The following is a 14,017-nucleotide window of genomic DNA, read 5'->3' as shown; positions in this document are numbered from 1 at the left end:
AGCTGGCGCCCATGACGTCGTTGTCACCACAGTCCTCACTCTCCCGCATCCGCGTCGGGTCGGCTCCCGACTCCTGGGGCGTCTGGTTCCCCGACGACCCCCGGCAGGTGCCCTGGCAGCGCTTCCTCGACGAGGTCGCCCGCTCCGGGTACGAGTGGATCGAACTGGGCCCGTACGGCTATCTGCCCACCGACCCCGCGGTGCTCACCGAGGAGACCGCGCGGCGCGGGCTCAAGGTCTCCGCCGGCACGGTGTTCACCGGGCTGCACCGGGGGCCGGACGTGTGGGAGTCCACTTGGGCGCATGTGTCGGACATCGCGGCACTCACCCAGGCGATGGGCGCGTCGCACCTCGTCGTGATCCCGTCCTTCTGGCGCGACGACAAGACGGGCGAGGTACTGGAGCCGAGCACGCTGACCGCTGAGCAGTGGCGGCACCTCACGACGGGGACCGAGCGCCTCGGCCGTGAGGTGCGCGAGCGCTACGGGCTGGAAATCGTCGTCCACCCGCACGCCGACACGCACATCGACAGCGAGGAGAACGTCACCCGGTTCCTCGACGGGACCGACTCGTCCGCGGTGTCGCTGTGCCTGGACACCGGGCACTACGCGTACTGCGGCGGCGACAGCGTCAAGCTCATCGAGACCTACGGGGAGCGGATCGGCTACCTGCACCTGAAGCAGGTGGACCCGGAGATCCTCGCCGACGTCCGGGCCGGCGAGGTTCCCTTCGGTCCGGCCGTGGCCCGTGGCGTGATGTGCGAGCCGCCGTCCGGCGTACCGGCACTGGAGCCGGTGCTGGCGGCCGCGCAGAAGCTGGACGTCGACCTCTTCGCGATCGTCGAGCAGGACATGTACCCGTGCGAGCCGGACAAGCCACTGCCGATCGCCCAGCGAACCCGGGCGTTCTTGCGGTCCTGCGGGGCGTAGAGGGGCCGCGGGAGGCGCGGGGCTCCGGGTTCCTGGCCCCTGCGGACTCTGCGGGCTGTGCGGACTCTGCGGGCTCTGCGGTCCGCCGAGCGCTCGGGGCTCGGCGGACCGGGCTCGGGACTCAGGGCTCGGCACTCGGGGCTCGGCGGACCGGGCTCGGGACTCGGGGCTCGGCGCTCGGGGCTCGGCGGACCGGGCTCGGGACTCGGGGCTCGGCGGACCGGGCTCGGGACTCGGGGCTCGGCGGACCGGGCTCGGGACTCGGGGCTCGGCGCTCGGCGCTCGGCGCTCGGCGCTCGGGGGGACCGTGCGCTTTTTCCGAGACCGGGAGGATCGGCTGACGGCACGCTGCGCGTTCAGCGGGAGCCCGGGGGAAGCGGGGAGCCGGCGGGCCGGATACGGCGCGGCGGGTCCGGCCCGTCCTGCGTGCCGGGGAAATACCTCGCTCGTGTCACAAAGTCCCTCTTCCTGTCACATCCGTCACGTGTAGGCGGGTCCCGGGTCACACTCGGTCAACAGACGCTTTCCTCTCCTCACTCTCTGTCGTTCACGGGGCACAGGCTTTGTGATCGCCAGCGCAGCGTCCGGCTCCCCCGACGGCCGTCCCGGCCGACGCCGCGGCGCGCGCGGGGAGGTGCCACTGATGACCGACCGTCGCCTTTGGTCGTACAAGGAGATCGCTGCGCACATCCGGGTCCAGCCGGACACCGTGAGGTCGTATCGCAAGCACGGTCTGCTGCCACCGCCCGACCATGTGGAGGGCGGGAAACCCTACTGGTACGCCGACACCGTCCGGGCCTGGGTCGCCTCCCGGCCGGGCAACCGCGGCCGCAGAGACCTCTGACCGCGTCGCTGCCGCACCCTGCCCCCGACGTGGGCGGGGTGCGTGCGCCGGCACCGGCGCCCTCGGACTACGGGCTCAGCGCCACGGTTCGATGACCGTCACCCCCGCCCCCGGGGCCGTCCCCATGGCCGCCAGCGCTATCGGGGCCGTGTCCAGCGGGATCGCCGAGGTGACCAGGAGGTCGGGGCGCAGCACCCCCGCGCGCACCAGCTCCAGCATCGGCGGGTAGGCGTGCGCCGCCATGCCGTGGCTGCCGAGGACCTCGAGTTCGAGGCCGATCACCCGGGCCATGGGGACCGGGGTGGAGCCGGTGGACGAGGGCAGCAGGCCCACCTGGACGTGCCGGCCGCGGCGGCGCAGCCCGTTCACCGAAGCCACGCAGGTGACGGGTGAGCCGAGCGCGTCGAGGGAGAGATGGGCGCCGCCGCCGGTCAGCTCACGGACCGCCGCCGCCGTGTCCTCGACGCGCGAGGCGTCCACACTCGCGGCCGCGCCGAACTTCCGTGCCAGGTCGAGGGCTTGGGGCGAGACGTCGACGGCGACGACGCGGGCGCCGGAGGCCGCCGCGATCATCACCGCCGACAGTCCGACGCCGCCGCAGCCGTGCACGGCGACCCACTCCCCCGCCGCCACCCTGCCCTGCGCCACCACCGCCCGGAACGCCGTGGCGAACCGGCAGCCCAGCGCCGCCGCCGTCCCGAACGACAGCTCGTCCGGCATCGCGACCAGGTTCACGTCCGCGTGCTCCAGCGCCACGTACTGCGCGAAGGAGCCCCAGTGCGTGAATCCCGGCTGGGCCTGCCGCTCGCACACCTGCTGATCGCCCGCCGCGCACGCGGCGCAGCTTCCGCAGGCGCAGACGAACGGTACGGTGACCCGGTCGCCGGGCCGCCACCCGCTCACCCGGGTGCCCACCGCCTCGACCACGCCCGCGAGTTCGTGCCCCGGCACATGCGGCAGCGTGATGTCCGGGTCGTGCCCCACCCACCCGTGCCAGTCGCTCCGGCACAACCCGGTCGCCTCGACCCGCACCACGACCCCGTGCTCCGAGGGCTCCGGATCCGCCACCTCCCGCACCTCGGCCGGCTCCCCGAACCGCTCGAACACCACCGCACGCATACGCCCAAGCCTTCCGCCCGCGTCCAGGACCTCCCACCGACCGGAGAGCCTGGAGATCGTCTCTTCGGCCGAACGCTAGCCGGGTGCCGCGACCTTGTCCCGCTCCTGGTCGGCCTCCTTCTCCTCGGGCGCCGCCGGAGGCTCCCCCTCGCTCAGTCCGAACCGCTCGTGGAAGCGCCGCAGTGGCGCCGGGGCCCACCAGGTGGCCCGGCCCGTCAGCCGCATGACCGCCGGTACCAGCAGGCTGCGTACGACCATCGCGTCCATCAGGACCGCCAGCGCGATGCCCAGGCCGAGCATCTTGGTGTTGGTCACTCGCGAGGTGCCTATCGCCACCATCACCACGGCCAGGATGACCGCCGCCGCGGTGATCAGGCCCCCGGTGCGCTGGAGGCCGAAGCGGACCGCGTCGCGGTGGTCGCCCGTGCGGTCGTACTCCTCCTTTATCCGGGAGAGCAGGAAGACTCCGTAGTCCATGGAGAGGCCGAAGGCCACACAGAACATCAGGACCGGAAGGGTCGTCTCGATCGAGCCGGAGCTGGTGAAGCCGAGCAGGCCGGAGAGATGGCCGTCCTGGAAGACCCAGACCACCGCGCCGAACATGGCCGTCAGGCTCAGTGCGTTGAGCAGCACCGCCTGGACGGGGATCAGCACGCTGCCCGTCAGCAGGAAGACCAGGAACAGGGTGACCACGGCGATGAAGCCCGCTGCCCAGGGCAGCTGGTCGGCTATCGCGTGTTTCGAGTCCACCAGGACCGCGGCCGTGCCCGTCACCGAGGTGTCGAACGGGGCGTCCGTCGCGCGGAGTTCGCCCACCAGGCGTTGGGCGCCCTCGTCGACGGCCTCGCCCTTCGGCTGCACCGCGAAGTACGCCGTGTCGCCCTTCACCAGGGGACCGTCCACGCGGCGCACCTCGGGCAGTGCGGCGATCCGCTCCTTGTAGGCGGTGTACTGCGTCTCGGTCGCCCGTCCCTCGGCGAGCACCTCCAGACCGCCGCCGGGGCTGCCCGGGAAGCCCTCCCGGATGTGCTGCTGCACCACATGGGCCTCGGCGCTCGAGGGCAGCTGGCGGTCGTCCGCCGTGCCGAACTTCACGCCCAGGAAGGGAAGTCCGAGGACGACGAGGCCGACCGTGGTGGCCACGGCGAAGAGGGGTGCCCGGCGCATGACGAGCGACGCCATCCGGCCCCAGGCGGCTCCTCCGTCGGCCGTCCGCTCCCCGGCGGCCGTCCGCTCCCCGGCGGCTCCCGCCCCGGTCGTCTCTCGTGACTTCCCACGTCGGAACACCCGCCGCAGGTCCAGCGAGTTCACCCGGTGTCCCAGCAGGACGAGGGCGGCCGGCAGGAGGATCAGCGCCGCACCGGCCGCCAGCAGCACCACCGCGATGCCCGCGTAGGCGAAGGAGCGCAGGAAGTACTGCGGGAACAGGAGCATGGCGGCCAGCGAGACGGCGACCGTGAGGGCCGAGAAGAGGACCGTGCGCCCGGCCGTGCGCAGGGTGGCGGCGATGGCTGCCGGCGGCTCCGCGCCCGTCGCCAGCTCCTCGCGGAACCTGCGCACGATGAACAGGGCGTAGTCGATGGCGAGGCCGAGCCCCAGGGCCGTGGTGAGGTTCATCGCGAAGACGGACACGTCCGTGAACTCCGTGATGCCGCGCAGCACCGCGTTGGTCCCCAGGATGGCGACGATGCCGACGCCGAGCGGCAGCAGGGCGGCGACCGCGCTGCCGAAGACCATCACCAGGAGGACCAAGGTCACCGGGAGGGCGATCAGCTCGGCCCGGGTCAGATCCTCCCGGATGGTTGTCTGCATCTCGTGCCGGACGGCCACCGGGCCGCCGACCTTGACCTTCACCGGCCCGTGCGCGCCCCGATAGGTGGGCGCCAAGCGGTCCAGGGTCTCGCTCGCCGTCTTCTCGTCGCCTGTGATGCGAGCCGCGACGAGCGCCTCGTGGCCGTCCTCGGCGCGCAGGGTGGGTGCGCCCGACTGCCAGTACGAGCCGACGCCCGTGACGCCCGGCTCGGCGGCGAGCCGCGCGGCCAGCCGCTTCGCCTCCGCGGCGACCGAAGGAGCGTCGACGGACCGGCGCCCCGAGTCGACGAGGAGCAGCAGGTTGGGCTGTGAGCCGGGGAACTCCCGCTCCAGCACCTTGGTCGCGTAGGTGGACTGCGCGGCCGGGTCCTCCCAGCCCCCGCTGCCCAACCGGTCGGCGACCCCGCCGCCGGCGACCACCGCGAGGGCGGTGAGCAGCAGCGCGACGAGCAGCGAGAGCCGTGGCCGCGCGGTCACGAACCGGGTCCAGCCACCCAGCCGCACGCCACCGCCCGGATCCCTCCCCGGCCCACCGCCCCGGTCGGGTCGCTCTCCGTCATCTGCGCTGTTGACTTCGGACATGACGCGGTGTCCCCTTCACCGTGACCCCGCGTCCCGGTACATCCGTGCAGGCAGCATGGGTCGTCCATTGCCATAGACTGGCAAACACGAGTAGTCGCTCGCGTTTTTCAAGAATGCGAGTGACCACTCGCGTTTGTCAATCGCGTCCCGAGAGCTGGGGATAACTCGTGCCCGAGAGTCAGCAGAGCGAGGAGCAGCGGCCGAACACCTCCGACGAACAGGACACTTCCGAGGAGCAGCGGCCGGGCGACAAGGACAGACCGCGCCGCCGCCAGGCCCGCGGCGAGCGCCGTATCGTCCAGCTCCTGGAAGCCGCGGCCTCGGTCTTCTGCCGGGCCGGCTACACCGGCGCGAGCACGAACGCGATCGCCCGCGAGGCCGGCGTCTCGCCGGGCACGCTGTACCAGTTCTTCCCGAACAAGGAAGCGATCGCCGTCGGCCTCAGCGACCGGCTGCTCCACGACTGGCGGGAGTCGCACGGGCAGGCGCTCGCCGCGGAGAACATCGGGCTCCCGCTGGACGAGATGCTCGACGCGGTCCTCGACCCGCTGATCGCCTTCAACGTCGAGAACCCCGCCTTCGGCGTCCTGATGCACGGCCCTGACACCCCCTGCCGGATCACCGAGGAGAAGGGCGTCCTGGGGGGCGCGATCCTCACCCGCGTCGAGGAGATCATCGCGGGCTATCTGCCGGACGCCCCGCCGGACGAGCGCACCCGCACGGCGACGATGACGGTCACCCTTTTCAAGGCGGGCCTCGACCTGGTCATGTCCCATGAGGGCGCCGAGCGGGACGCGTACATCGCCGAGCTGAAGACGGTCATGTACCGCTACTTGAAGCCCCTGGTCGAGGACACCGCGGGCTGACCCGCCCCACCCGGCCGTCCACCGGCGTCCACCGGCTCGCTCACCGCCACCGCCACCGAGCGGACGCCTCCCCAGCGGGGTTCACCCCGACGGACGCTTCCTTCGCTTCCCCAGCGGGCTCTCACCCGACCGACGCATCCCCACCGTCGCGCCCCCGGCGTTTCCCGCGGGCGCTCGGCCCTCATCGCCTCACTGATTCGAGTGAACCGAGCGCACCCGTCGACCCATCGCGCCCCCTCTTGGGTAAATACCCCCTAGGGGTATACTGTAAGTCACCTAAGCCCCACGCGCCTCGATGAGGAGTAACGACATGACCGCCGAGACCGAAACCCCGGGTTCCACCACGACCGTCTACCAGGTGAGCGGGATGAGCTGCGGACACTGCGAAGGTTCGGTGTCCAGCGAGATCGCCGAGATCGCCGGCGTCAGCTCGGTGAAGGCCGTCGCGTCCACCGGCGAGGTCACCGTGGTCTCCGCCGCGCCCCTCGACGACGAGGCCGTGCGCGCCGCGGTCGACGAGGCGGGTTTCGAACTCGCCGGCAGGGCCTGAGCACCGAGCCCCCTGGACCTCCCCTCTCCCCACTCTCCACACCGGGCCGTACCGACCAGCTGATACTGGATCCGTGCGGTCCGGCACATTCTCTGGAGTACGGACATGAGCAGCACCACCGCAGAGGCACCGATAGGCCCGGCCTCGCAGGTCGAGCTCACCATCGGCGGGATGACCTGCGCCTCCTGCGCGGCCCGCGTCGAGAAGAAGCTCAACCGGATGGACGGCGTCACAGCCACGGTGAACTTCGCGACGGAGAAGGCGAGGGTCTCCTACCCGGCGGAGGTGGAGGTCGCCGACCTCATCGCCACCGTGGTGAAGACCGGCTACACGGCGACGGAGCCGCCACCACCGCGGCCCGAGGCGCCCGAGGAACCCCAGCCGTCCCGGGCATCCGAGGAAGACCCCGAGCTGACGTCGCTGCGCGGGCGGCTCACCGTCTCCGTCCTGCTCGCCCTGCCCGTCGTCCTGCTCTCCATGATCCCGGCCCTCCAGTTCGACAACTGGCAGTGGCTGTCGCTGACCCTCGCCGCGCCCGTCGTCGTCTGGGGCGCGCTGCCCTTCCACCAGGCCGCGTTCACCAACGCCCGGCACGGCGCGGCCACCATGGACACGCTCGTCTCGGTGGGCACGCTCGCCGCCTTCGGCTGGTCCGTGTGGGCGCTGTTCTGGGGGCACGCCGGGATGCCGGGCATGCGCCACGGCTTCGACTTCACCGTCTCCCGCGGGAACGGCGCGTCCACGATCTACCTGGAGGTCGCCGCCGGTGTCGTCGCGTTCATCCTCCTCGGCCGCTATCTGGAGGCCCGCTCCAAGCGACGCGCGGGTGCGGCCCTGCACGCCCTCATGGAGCTGGGCGCGAAGGACGTCGCCGTCGTACGGAACGGTCGTGAGGTACGCGTTCCGGTGACCCGGCTGACCGTCGGCGACCGCTTCGTCGTACGGCCCGGCGAGAAGATCGCCACCGACGGCACCGTCGTCGAGGGCGACTCGGCGGTCGACGCGTCCATGCTGACCGGCGAGTCGGTACCGGTGGACGTGACCGTGGGGGACACCGTCACGGGCGCGACCGTGAACGCCGGCGGGCGCCTCGTCGTCGAGGCCACGCGAGTCGGCGCGGACACCCAACTCGCTCGGATGGCACAGCTCGTCGAGGCCGCGCAGAACGGCAAGGCCGAGGTGCAGCGCCTCGCCGACCGCATCTCCGGCGTGTTCGTGCCCGTCGTCCTGCTGATCGCGCTCGGCACGTTCGGGGTCTGGCTCGCGGTCACCGATGACACGGTCGCCGCGTTCACCGCGGCCGTCGCGGTGCTGATCATCGCCTGCCCGTGCGCCCTGGGCCTGGCCACCCCGACCGCGCTGATGGTCGGCACGGGCCGCGGCGCCCAGCTCGGCATCCTCATCAAGGGCCCCGAAGTCCTGGAGTCCACACGCCGCGTCGACACCGTCGTCCTGGACAAGACCGGAACGGTGACGACCGGCCGTATGACCCTCCAGGAGGTGTACGTCGCCGAGGGCGCCGCCGAGAAGGAGGTCCTGCGGCTCGCAGGAGCCCTGGAACACGCCTCCGAGCACCCGATCGCCCGGGCGATCACCGCGGGCGCTCAGGAGCGCGCAGGGGCCCTTCCCGCGCCGGAGCGCTTCGAGAACGTCCCCGGGCTCGGCGTACGCGGGCGCGTGGAAGGTCATGAGGTCCTGGTGGGCCGGCTTCCCGAGGTGGCCCTCCCGGAGGGCCTGGCACGCGCCAAGGCGACGGCCGAGGCCGAGGGGCGTACGGCCGTCGTGGTGTCCCGGGACGGCGTGGCGCTCGGCGTCCTGACCGTCGCCGACGCGATCAAGGAGACCAGCGCCGAGGCGGTACGCGAACTGCGCGCCCTGGGGCTCACGCCGGTGCTGCTGACCGGTGACAACCGGGCGGTCGCCGAGTCGGTCGCCCGTGCGGTCGGCATCGACGAGGTGATCGCCGAGGTGCTGCCGCAGGACAAGGTGGCCGTCGTCGAACGGCTGCGCGGACAGGGCCGTACGGTCGCGATGGTCGGCGACGGGGTCAACGACGCGGCCGCGCTCGCCACCGCCGATCTGGGGCTCGCGATGGGCACAGGGACGGATGCGGCGATCGAGGCGAGCGACCTGACGCTCGTGCGCGGGGATCTACGGGTGGCGGCGGACGCGATCCGGCTGTCGCGCAGGACGCTCTCCACGATCAAGGGGAACCTGGTGTGGGCCTTCGGCTACAACGTGGCCGCGCTGCCGCTGGCCGCGGCCGGGCTGCTCAACCCGATGATCGCGGGGGCGGCCATGGCCTTCTCCTCGGTGTTCGTGGTGACGAACAGCCTTCGGCTCAGGACATTCTCATGACGTTGAGGCAGGAGTCCCTCTAGAGTCCAACGCGGGCCTCACATAAGCTCTTCACAAGGCTCGCGCATCATCCTTACGCTTGGGCCTCGATCGCCGTATCGGTTCTCTTGCGCACCTTCAGGACATATGCAAGAGACGCAGATCACAGTGATGTGAACGTAACCACCGAAGGGGTTCGTGAGTCTAAGTTGGCGATGTCAGAAGCGTCTTGGGGGGCGTGACTGGCATCTGGGGATGTCTTGGGGGACGTTCCCGGAACTGCGTTGCCGGGGCACGTACACCGGGGAGCTTTGAGCGGCCCTCCCGATCCGTACGCGTCCCGGCAGACCGCGGTAGCGCAGGGGGTTTTGCTCGTTTAGCTCGCAGCGATTCAGGCGCTGTTCCCACAGACGCCCGGCCGGATCCCGTGGGGGGAATCCGTACCGGGACAAGGAAAGCGCCCCGACTGCCGGCCCGTGGGGGGACCGGTAGCGGGGCGCTTTCCGTTTTTTCAGGCTCGGTTCGCCTCCGGGGCGCCACAGCCGGTGTCGGAGGCCGATCGGGCTCGGCCCTTCGGGCCTTCGCGCGTTCGGCCTCCCGGCGCCGGCGCACCCCTTCGGCTCACTCGCCGAGGCGAGCCGGAGTGACCGGGAGGCAGTCCTCGGTGTTCCGGCTGGTTACCGGCCCTCGACCGGGACGAAGTCGCGCAGGACCTCGCCCGTGTAGATCTGGCGCGGGCGGCCGATGCGGGAGCCCGGCTCCTTGATCATCTCGTGCCACTGGGCGATCCAGCCCGGAAGGCGGCCGAGGGCGAACAGGACCGTGAACATCTCGGTCGGGAAGCCCATGGCGCGGTAGATCAGACCGGTGTAGAAGTCCACGTTCGGGTAGAGCTTGCGCTCGACGAAGTAGTCGTCGGCCAGCGCGTGCTCCTCCAGCTTCAGCGCGATGTCCAGCAGCTCGTCGGACTTGCCGAGCGCCGAGAGGACGTCGTGCGCCGCCGCCTTGATGATCTTCGCGCGGGGGTCGAAGTTCTTGTAGACGCGGTGCCCGAAGCCCATGAGCTTCACGCCGTCTTCCTTGTTCTTCACCTTGCGGATGAAGGTGTCGACGTCGCCACCGCTCGTCTGGATGCCCTCGAGCATCTCCAGGACGGACTGGTTGGCGCCACCGTGCAGCGGGCCCCAGAGGGCGGAGATGCCGGCGGAGATCGACGCGAACATGTTCGCCTGCGACGAGCCGACCAGACGCACGGTGGAGGTCGAACAGTTCTGCTCGTGGTCCGCGTGCAGAATCAGCAGCTTGTCGAGCGCGGAGACGACGACCGGGTCCAGGTCGTAGTCCTGCGCCGGGACCGAGAAGGTCATGCGCAGGAAGTTCTCGACGTACCCGAGGTCGTTGCGCGGGTAGACGAAGGGGTGACCGATCGACTTCTTGTAGGCGTACGCCGCGATCGTCGGAAGCTTGGCGAGAAGGCGGATCGTGGAGAGATTGCGCTGCTTCTCGTCGAACGGGTTGTGGCTGTCCTGGTAGAACGTCGACAGCGCGGAGACCACCGAGGACAGCATCGCCATCGGGTGGGCGTCACGCGGGAAGCCGCGGTAGAAGTTCTTGACGTCCTCGTGCAGCAGGGTGTGCTGCGTGATCTCGCCCTTGAACGTGGAGAGCTCGTCGACGGTCGGCAGCTCGCCGTTGATCAGCAGGTACGCCACCTCCAGGAAGGTGGAGCGCTCGGCCAGCTGCTCGATCGGGTAGCCGCGGTACCGGAGGATGCCCTGCTCACCGTCGAGATAGGTGATCGCGGATTTATAGGCGGCAGTGTTGCCGTACCCACTGTCCAGAGTCACCAGACCGGTCTGAGCGCGGAGCTTCCCGATGTCGAAGCCCTTGTCGCCGACGGTGCTGTCGATCACCGGGTAGGTGTACTCGCCATCGCCGTACCGCAGTACTACAGAGTTGTCGCTCACGTCATCCCTCACCGACGTTGTGCCTCTTCTTCGAGGTGCCCTGACTGTCTCTACCATCCCCCATTTGGCGCAGGAGAGTGCACTCGGGGTCGACCATTGGGCCTATTGGCGGCACTGAGTGCCGCCAACCTGCTCATCCTGCCCCCTTCGCCCTGGTTCTGGAAGTGCTCTGTGACCTTCACGACTCGTTTGATCGATCATTTTTTGCGACGCCTTCCGCCACGGGGCGTCGGGCCGGTCGATCAGGGGGCGAGAGGCCGCGGGGAAAGCCTGAAGTCCAGGGCCGTGCAACGCCGTCCGGCCGATACCGTGCGCACCGCCTGGCCTATCGCCTTGCGCGAACCGACGAGGACGACCAGCTTCTTGGCGCGGGTCACCGCTGTGTAGAGCAGATTGCGCTGGAGCATCATCCAGGCGCCGGTGGTGACCGGGATCACCACGGCCGGGTACTCGCTGCCCTGCGAGCGGTGGATGGTCACCGCGTAGGCGTGCGCCAGCTCGTCGAGTTCGTCGAACTCGTACGCCACCTCCTCGTCCTCGTCGGTCAGCACCGTCAGGCGCTGTTCATCCAGGTCGAGGGAGGTGACAACGCCCACGGTGCCGTTGAAGACACCGTTTTCGCCCTTCTCGTAATTGTTGCGGATCTGGGTGACCTTGTCGCCGACGCGGAAGACGCGGCCGCCGAACCGCTTCTCGGGCAGGTCCGGGCGGGCGGGGGTGACCGCCTGCTGGAGCAGGCCGTTGAGCGTGCCCGCGCCGGCGGGGCCCCGGTGCATGGGGGCGAGCACCTGGACGTCCCGCCGCGGATCGAGGCCGAACTTGGCGGGAATGCGACGGGCCGCGACGTCCACCGTGAGCCGGCCGGCCTCCTCGGTGTCGTCCTCGACGAAGAGGAAGAAGTCCTTCATCCCGTCGGTGAGCGGGTGCCGGCCGGAGTTGATGCGGTGCGCGTTGGTGACGACTCCGGACTGCTGGGCCTGGCGGAAGACGCGGGTGAGGCGGACGGCGGGGATGGGGCCGCCGTCCGCGAGGAGGTCCCGGAGCACTTCGCCCGCGCCGACGCTGGGCAGCTGGTCGACATCGCCGACGAAGAGGAGGTGGGCGCCCGGCGGGACCGCCTTGACCAGCTTGTTGGCGAGGAGGAGGTCGAGCATGGAGGCCTCGTCCACGACCACCAGGTCGGCGTCCAGCGGGCGGTCCTTGTCGTACGCCGCGTCGCCGCCGGGCTTCAGCTCCAGGAGCCGGTGCACGGTGGAGGCCTCGGCGCCGGTCAGCTCGGCGAGGCGTTTGGCGGCGCGGCCGGTGGGGGCGGCGAGCACGACCTTGGCCCGCTTGGCGCGGGCCAGCTCGATGATCGAACGGACCGTGAACGACTTGCCGCAGCCGGGGCCTCCGGTCAGGACCGCGACCTTCTGGGTGAGCGCGAGCCGGACGGCCTCCTCCTGCTCGGGGGCCAGCTCCGCCCCCGTACGCCCCTTGAGCCAGTCGAGCGCCTTGTCCCAGGCGACGTCGTGGAAGCCGGGCATCCGGTCCTGGTCGGTGCGCAGGAGGCGCAACAGCTGGGCGGAGAGGGAGAGTTCGGCGCGGTGGAAGGGGACGAGGTAGATGGCCGTCACCGGGTCCCCTCCGTCGGGGCCGGGCAGCCGCTCCCGTACGACGCCGGGCTCGCCGTCCTCCTCGCTCGGCGCCGCCAGCTCCGCGAGGCACTCGATGACCAGCCCCGTGTCCACCTGGAGCAGCTTCACCGCGTCGGCGATCAGCTGCTCCTCGGGGAGGTAGCAGTGGCCCTGGTCGGTGGACTGCGAAAGGGCGTACTGGAGACCGGCCTTGACGCGCTCCGGGCTGTCGTGCGGGATGCCGACGGACTGGGCGATCTTGTCGGCGGTGAGGAAGCCGATGCCCCAGACGTCGGTGGCGAGGCGGTAGGGCTGGTTCTTGACGACGGAGATGGAGGCGTCGCCGTACTTCTTGTAGATGCGGACCGCGATGGACGTCGACACCTCGACGGTCTGGAGGAAGAGCATGACCTCCTTGATCGCCTTCTGCTCCTCCCAGGCCTCGGTGATCTTCTTCGTCCGCTTGGGTCCGAGCCCGGGAACCTCGATCAGCCGCTTGGGCTCCTCCTCGATGATCTGGAGGGTGTCGAGGCCGAAGTGCTGGGTGATGCGGTCGGCGAAGACGGGGCCGATGCCCTTGACGAGGCCGGAGCCGAGATAGCGGCGGATGCCCTGGACGGTGGCCGGGAGCACGGTCGTGTAGTTCTCGACGGTGAACTGCTTGCCGTACTGGGGATGGGAACCCCAACGGCCCTCCATCCTCAGCGACTCCCCCACCTGGGCGCCGAGCAGCGAGCCGACGACGGTCAGCAGATCGCCGGCGCCACGGCCGGTGTCCACGCGCGCGACCGTGTATCCGTTCTCCTCGTTGGCGTACGTGATCCGCTCCAGTACGCCTTCGAGCACGGCCAGGTGCCGCTCTCCGGTACCTGGCTGTGCCGCCCGACTCGCCCCACTGGCCATGATCCGACGCTACCGTGCGGGACTGACAGAGGGATGGCTCGGGCGGTCCGCCGTCGGCGTTCCGGAGACCTAGTCGCCGTCCTTGCGCCACGCTCTCGTCGGCTGCCCGGTCTCGTCCCACTCCCGGTCCGACAACATGGTCAACCCGTCCTCGGCGAACTCCCTCTCGGCAGCGAGCGTGCCGTTCGGGTGCCAATCCCGTGTGATGCCGACAGGGCGTCCCCCGCGTGCCATCCCTTCGGACCGAAGAGTGCCGTCCTTGTACCACTCCTGGTTCGGACCGTGCAGCACTCCGTCCGCGTAGGTTTCAAGGCTGACGACAGCACCGCCGAGGCGTTCTTCGACCTCGCCCGTGAACAGCTCCCCGCGGTACAGCAGCCGCTGTCCCGGATCCATGTCGACCTCGGGGTCGTCGATGTCGATGCGACGCATACGGGGGCTCTCCTCATCCTGCCGACGGAGTCAGACCACGGTGGTACGCGGAGCGCCGGC

General features: G+C 70.5%; 10 protein-coding genes. 5 read left to right on the top strand and 5 right to left on the bottom strand.

The annotated features are described in order from the left end of the window. Positions 1 to 11: 11 nt before the first annotated feature. Positions 12 to 929: a sugar phosphate isomerase/epimerase family protein gene (locus SAVERM_RS27550; protein ID WP_037649822.1), complete on the top strand. Its 918-nt coding sequence runs from the start codon at positions 12 to 14 to the stop codon at positions 927 to 929. 643 nt (positions 930 to 1,572) lie between these two features. Beyond that, entirely contained in the window at positions 1,573 to 1,773 is a 201-nt protein-coding gene (locus SAVERM_RS27545; protein ID WP_037649824.1) for a helix-turn-helix transcriptional regulator, read from the top strand. Between the two features lie 75 nt (positions 1,774 to 1,848). On the opposite strand, the gene SAVERM_RS27540 is transcribed toward SAVERM_RS27545, so the two are convergent. Together SAVERM_RS27540 and SAVERM_RS27535 are read right to left on the bottom strand one after the other, a co-directional pair. Further along, positions 1,849 to 2,892, bottom strand: a complete 1,044-nt coding sequence (locus SAVERM_RS27540) for a zinc-dependent alcohol dehydrogenase family protein (protein WP_010986738.1) — start codon at positions 2,890 to 2,892, stop codon at positions 1,849 to 1,851. Between the two features lie 75 nt (positions 2,893 to 2,967). Beyond that, the gene (locus SAVERM_RS27535) at positions 2,968 to 5,286 is read right to left on the bottom strand and encodes an MMPL family transporter (RefSeq protein ID WP_010986737.1); all 2,319 of its coding nucleotides are present in this window, start codon (positions 5,284 to 5,286) and stop codon (positions 2,968 to 2,970) included. A gap of 167 nt (positions 5,287 to 5,453) precedes the next feature. On the opposite strand from SAVERM_RS27535, the gene SAVERM_RS27530 reads away from it, so the two are divergent. The 3 genes from SAVERM_RS27530 (at position 5,454) to SAVERM_RS27520 (ending at position 9,060) form a co-directional block, all read left to right on the top strand. Then, a complete protein-coding gene (locus tag SAVERM_RS27530; RefSeq protein WP_010986736.1) occupies positions 5,454 to 6,152 on the top strand; it encodes a TetR family transcriptional regulator in 699 nt (232 codons plus the stop codon). Between the two features lie 310 nt (positions 6,153 to 6,462). Continuing rightward, positions 6,463 to 6,702, top strand: coding sequence for a heavy-metal-associated domain-containing protein (locus SAVERM_RS27525; RefSeq protein ID WP_010986735.1), 240 nt, complete (start codon positions 6,463 to 6,465; stop codon positions 6,700 to 6,702). A gap of 105 nt (positions 6,703 to 6,807) precedes the next feature. Continuing rightward, positions 6,808 to 9,060, top strand: a complete 2,253-nt coding sequence (locus SAVERM_RS27520; RefSeq protein WP_010986734.1) for a heavy metal translocating P-type ATPase — start codon at positions 6,808 to 6,810, stop codon at positions 9,058 to 9,060. A gap of 656 nt (positions 9,061 to 9,716) precedes the next feature. On the opposite strand, the gene SAVERM_RS27515 is transcribed toward SAVERM_RS27520, so the two are convergent. The 3 genes from SAVERM_RS27515 to SAVERM_RS27505 all read right to left on the bottom strand — a co-directional run bounded on the left by SAVERM_RS27515 (position 9,717) and on the right by SAVERM_RS27505 (position 13,957). Beyond that, positions 9,717 to 11,006 (bottom strand): citrate synthase, encoded by a 1,290-nt coding sequence (locus SAVERM_RS27515; protein ID WP_010986733.1) that lies wholly within the window; start codon positions 11,004 to 11,006, stop codon positions 9,717 to 9,719. A gap of 242 nt (positions 11,007 to 11,248) precedes the next feature. Beyond that, positions 11,249 to 13,525, bottom strand: a complete 2,277-nt coding sequence (gene recD2, locus SAVERM_RS27510; protein ID WP_010986732.1) for an SF1B family DNA helicase RecD2 — start codon at positions 13,523 to 13,525, stop codon at positions 11,249 to 11,251. A gap of 69 nt (positions 13,526 to 13,594) precedes the next feature. Next, positions 13,595 to 13,957 carry a toxin-antitoxin system YwqK family antitoxin gene (locus SAVERM_RS27505; protein ID WP_010986731.1) on the bottom strand — a complete coding sequence of 121 codons (363 nt, stop codon included), beginning with the start codon at positions 13,955 to 13,957 and terminating at the stop codon, positions 13,595 to 13,597. Positions 13,958 to 14,017 lie beyond the last annotated feature (60 nt).

It is taken from the genome of Streptomyces avermitilis MA-4680 = NBRC 14893, assembly GCF_000009765.2.
Lineage (GTDB): Bacteria > Actinomycetota > Actinomycetes > Streptomycetales > Streptomycetaceae > Streptomyces > Streptomyces avermitilis.
The sequence above is the reverse complement of the archived record's forward strand: the minus strand, read 5'-3'. Positions and strand labels throughout refer to the sequence as shown.

Bases quoted from the DNA above. Each gene is read 5' to 3' on its own strand.
- SAVERM_RS27550 (WP_037649822.1), top strand. From the start codon at position 12: ATGACGTCGTTGTCACCACAGTCCTCACTCTCCCGCATCCGCGTCGGG.
- SAVERM_RS27545 (WP_037649824.1), top strand. From the start codon at position 1,573: ATGACCGACCGTCGCCTTTGGTCGTACAAGGAGATCGCTGCGCACATC.
- SAVERM_RS27540 (WP_010986738.1), bottom strand. From the start codon at position 2,892: ATGCGTGCGGTGGTGTTCGAGCGGTTCGGGGAGCCGGCCGAGGTGCGG.
- SAVERM_RS27535 (WP_010986737.1), bottom strand. From the start codon at position 5,286: ATGTCCGAAGTCAACAGCGCAGATGACGGAGAGCGACCCGACCGGGGC.
- SAVERM_RS27525 (WP_010986735.1), top strand. From the start codon at position 6,463: ATGACCGCCGAGACCGAAACCCCGGGTTCCACCACGACCGTCTACCAG.
- SAVERM_RS27520 (WP_010986734.1), top strand. From the start codon at position 6,808: ATGAGCAGCACCACCGCAGAGGCACCGATAGGCCCGGCCTCGCAGGTC.
- recD2 (WP_010986732.1), bottom strand. From the start codon at position 13,525: ATGGCCAGTGGGGCGAGTCGGGCGGCACAGCCAGGTACCGGAGAGCGG.
- SAVERM_RS27505 (WP_010986731.1), bottom strand. From the start codon at position 13,957: ATGCGTCGCATCGACATCGACGACCCCGAGGTCGACATGGATCCGGGA.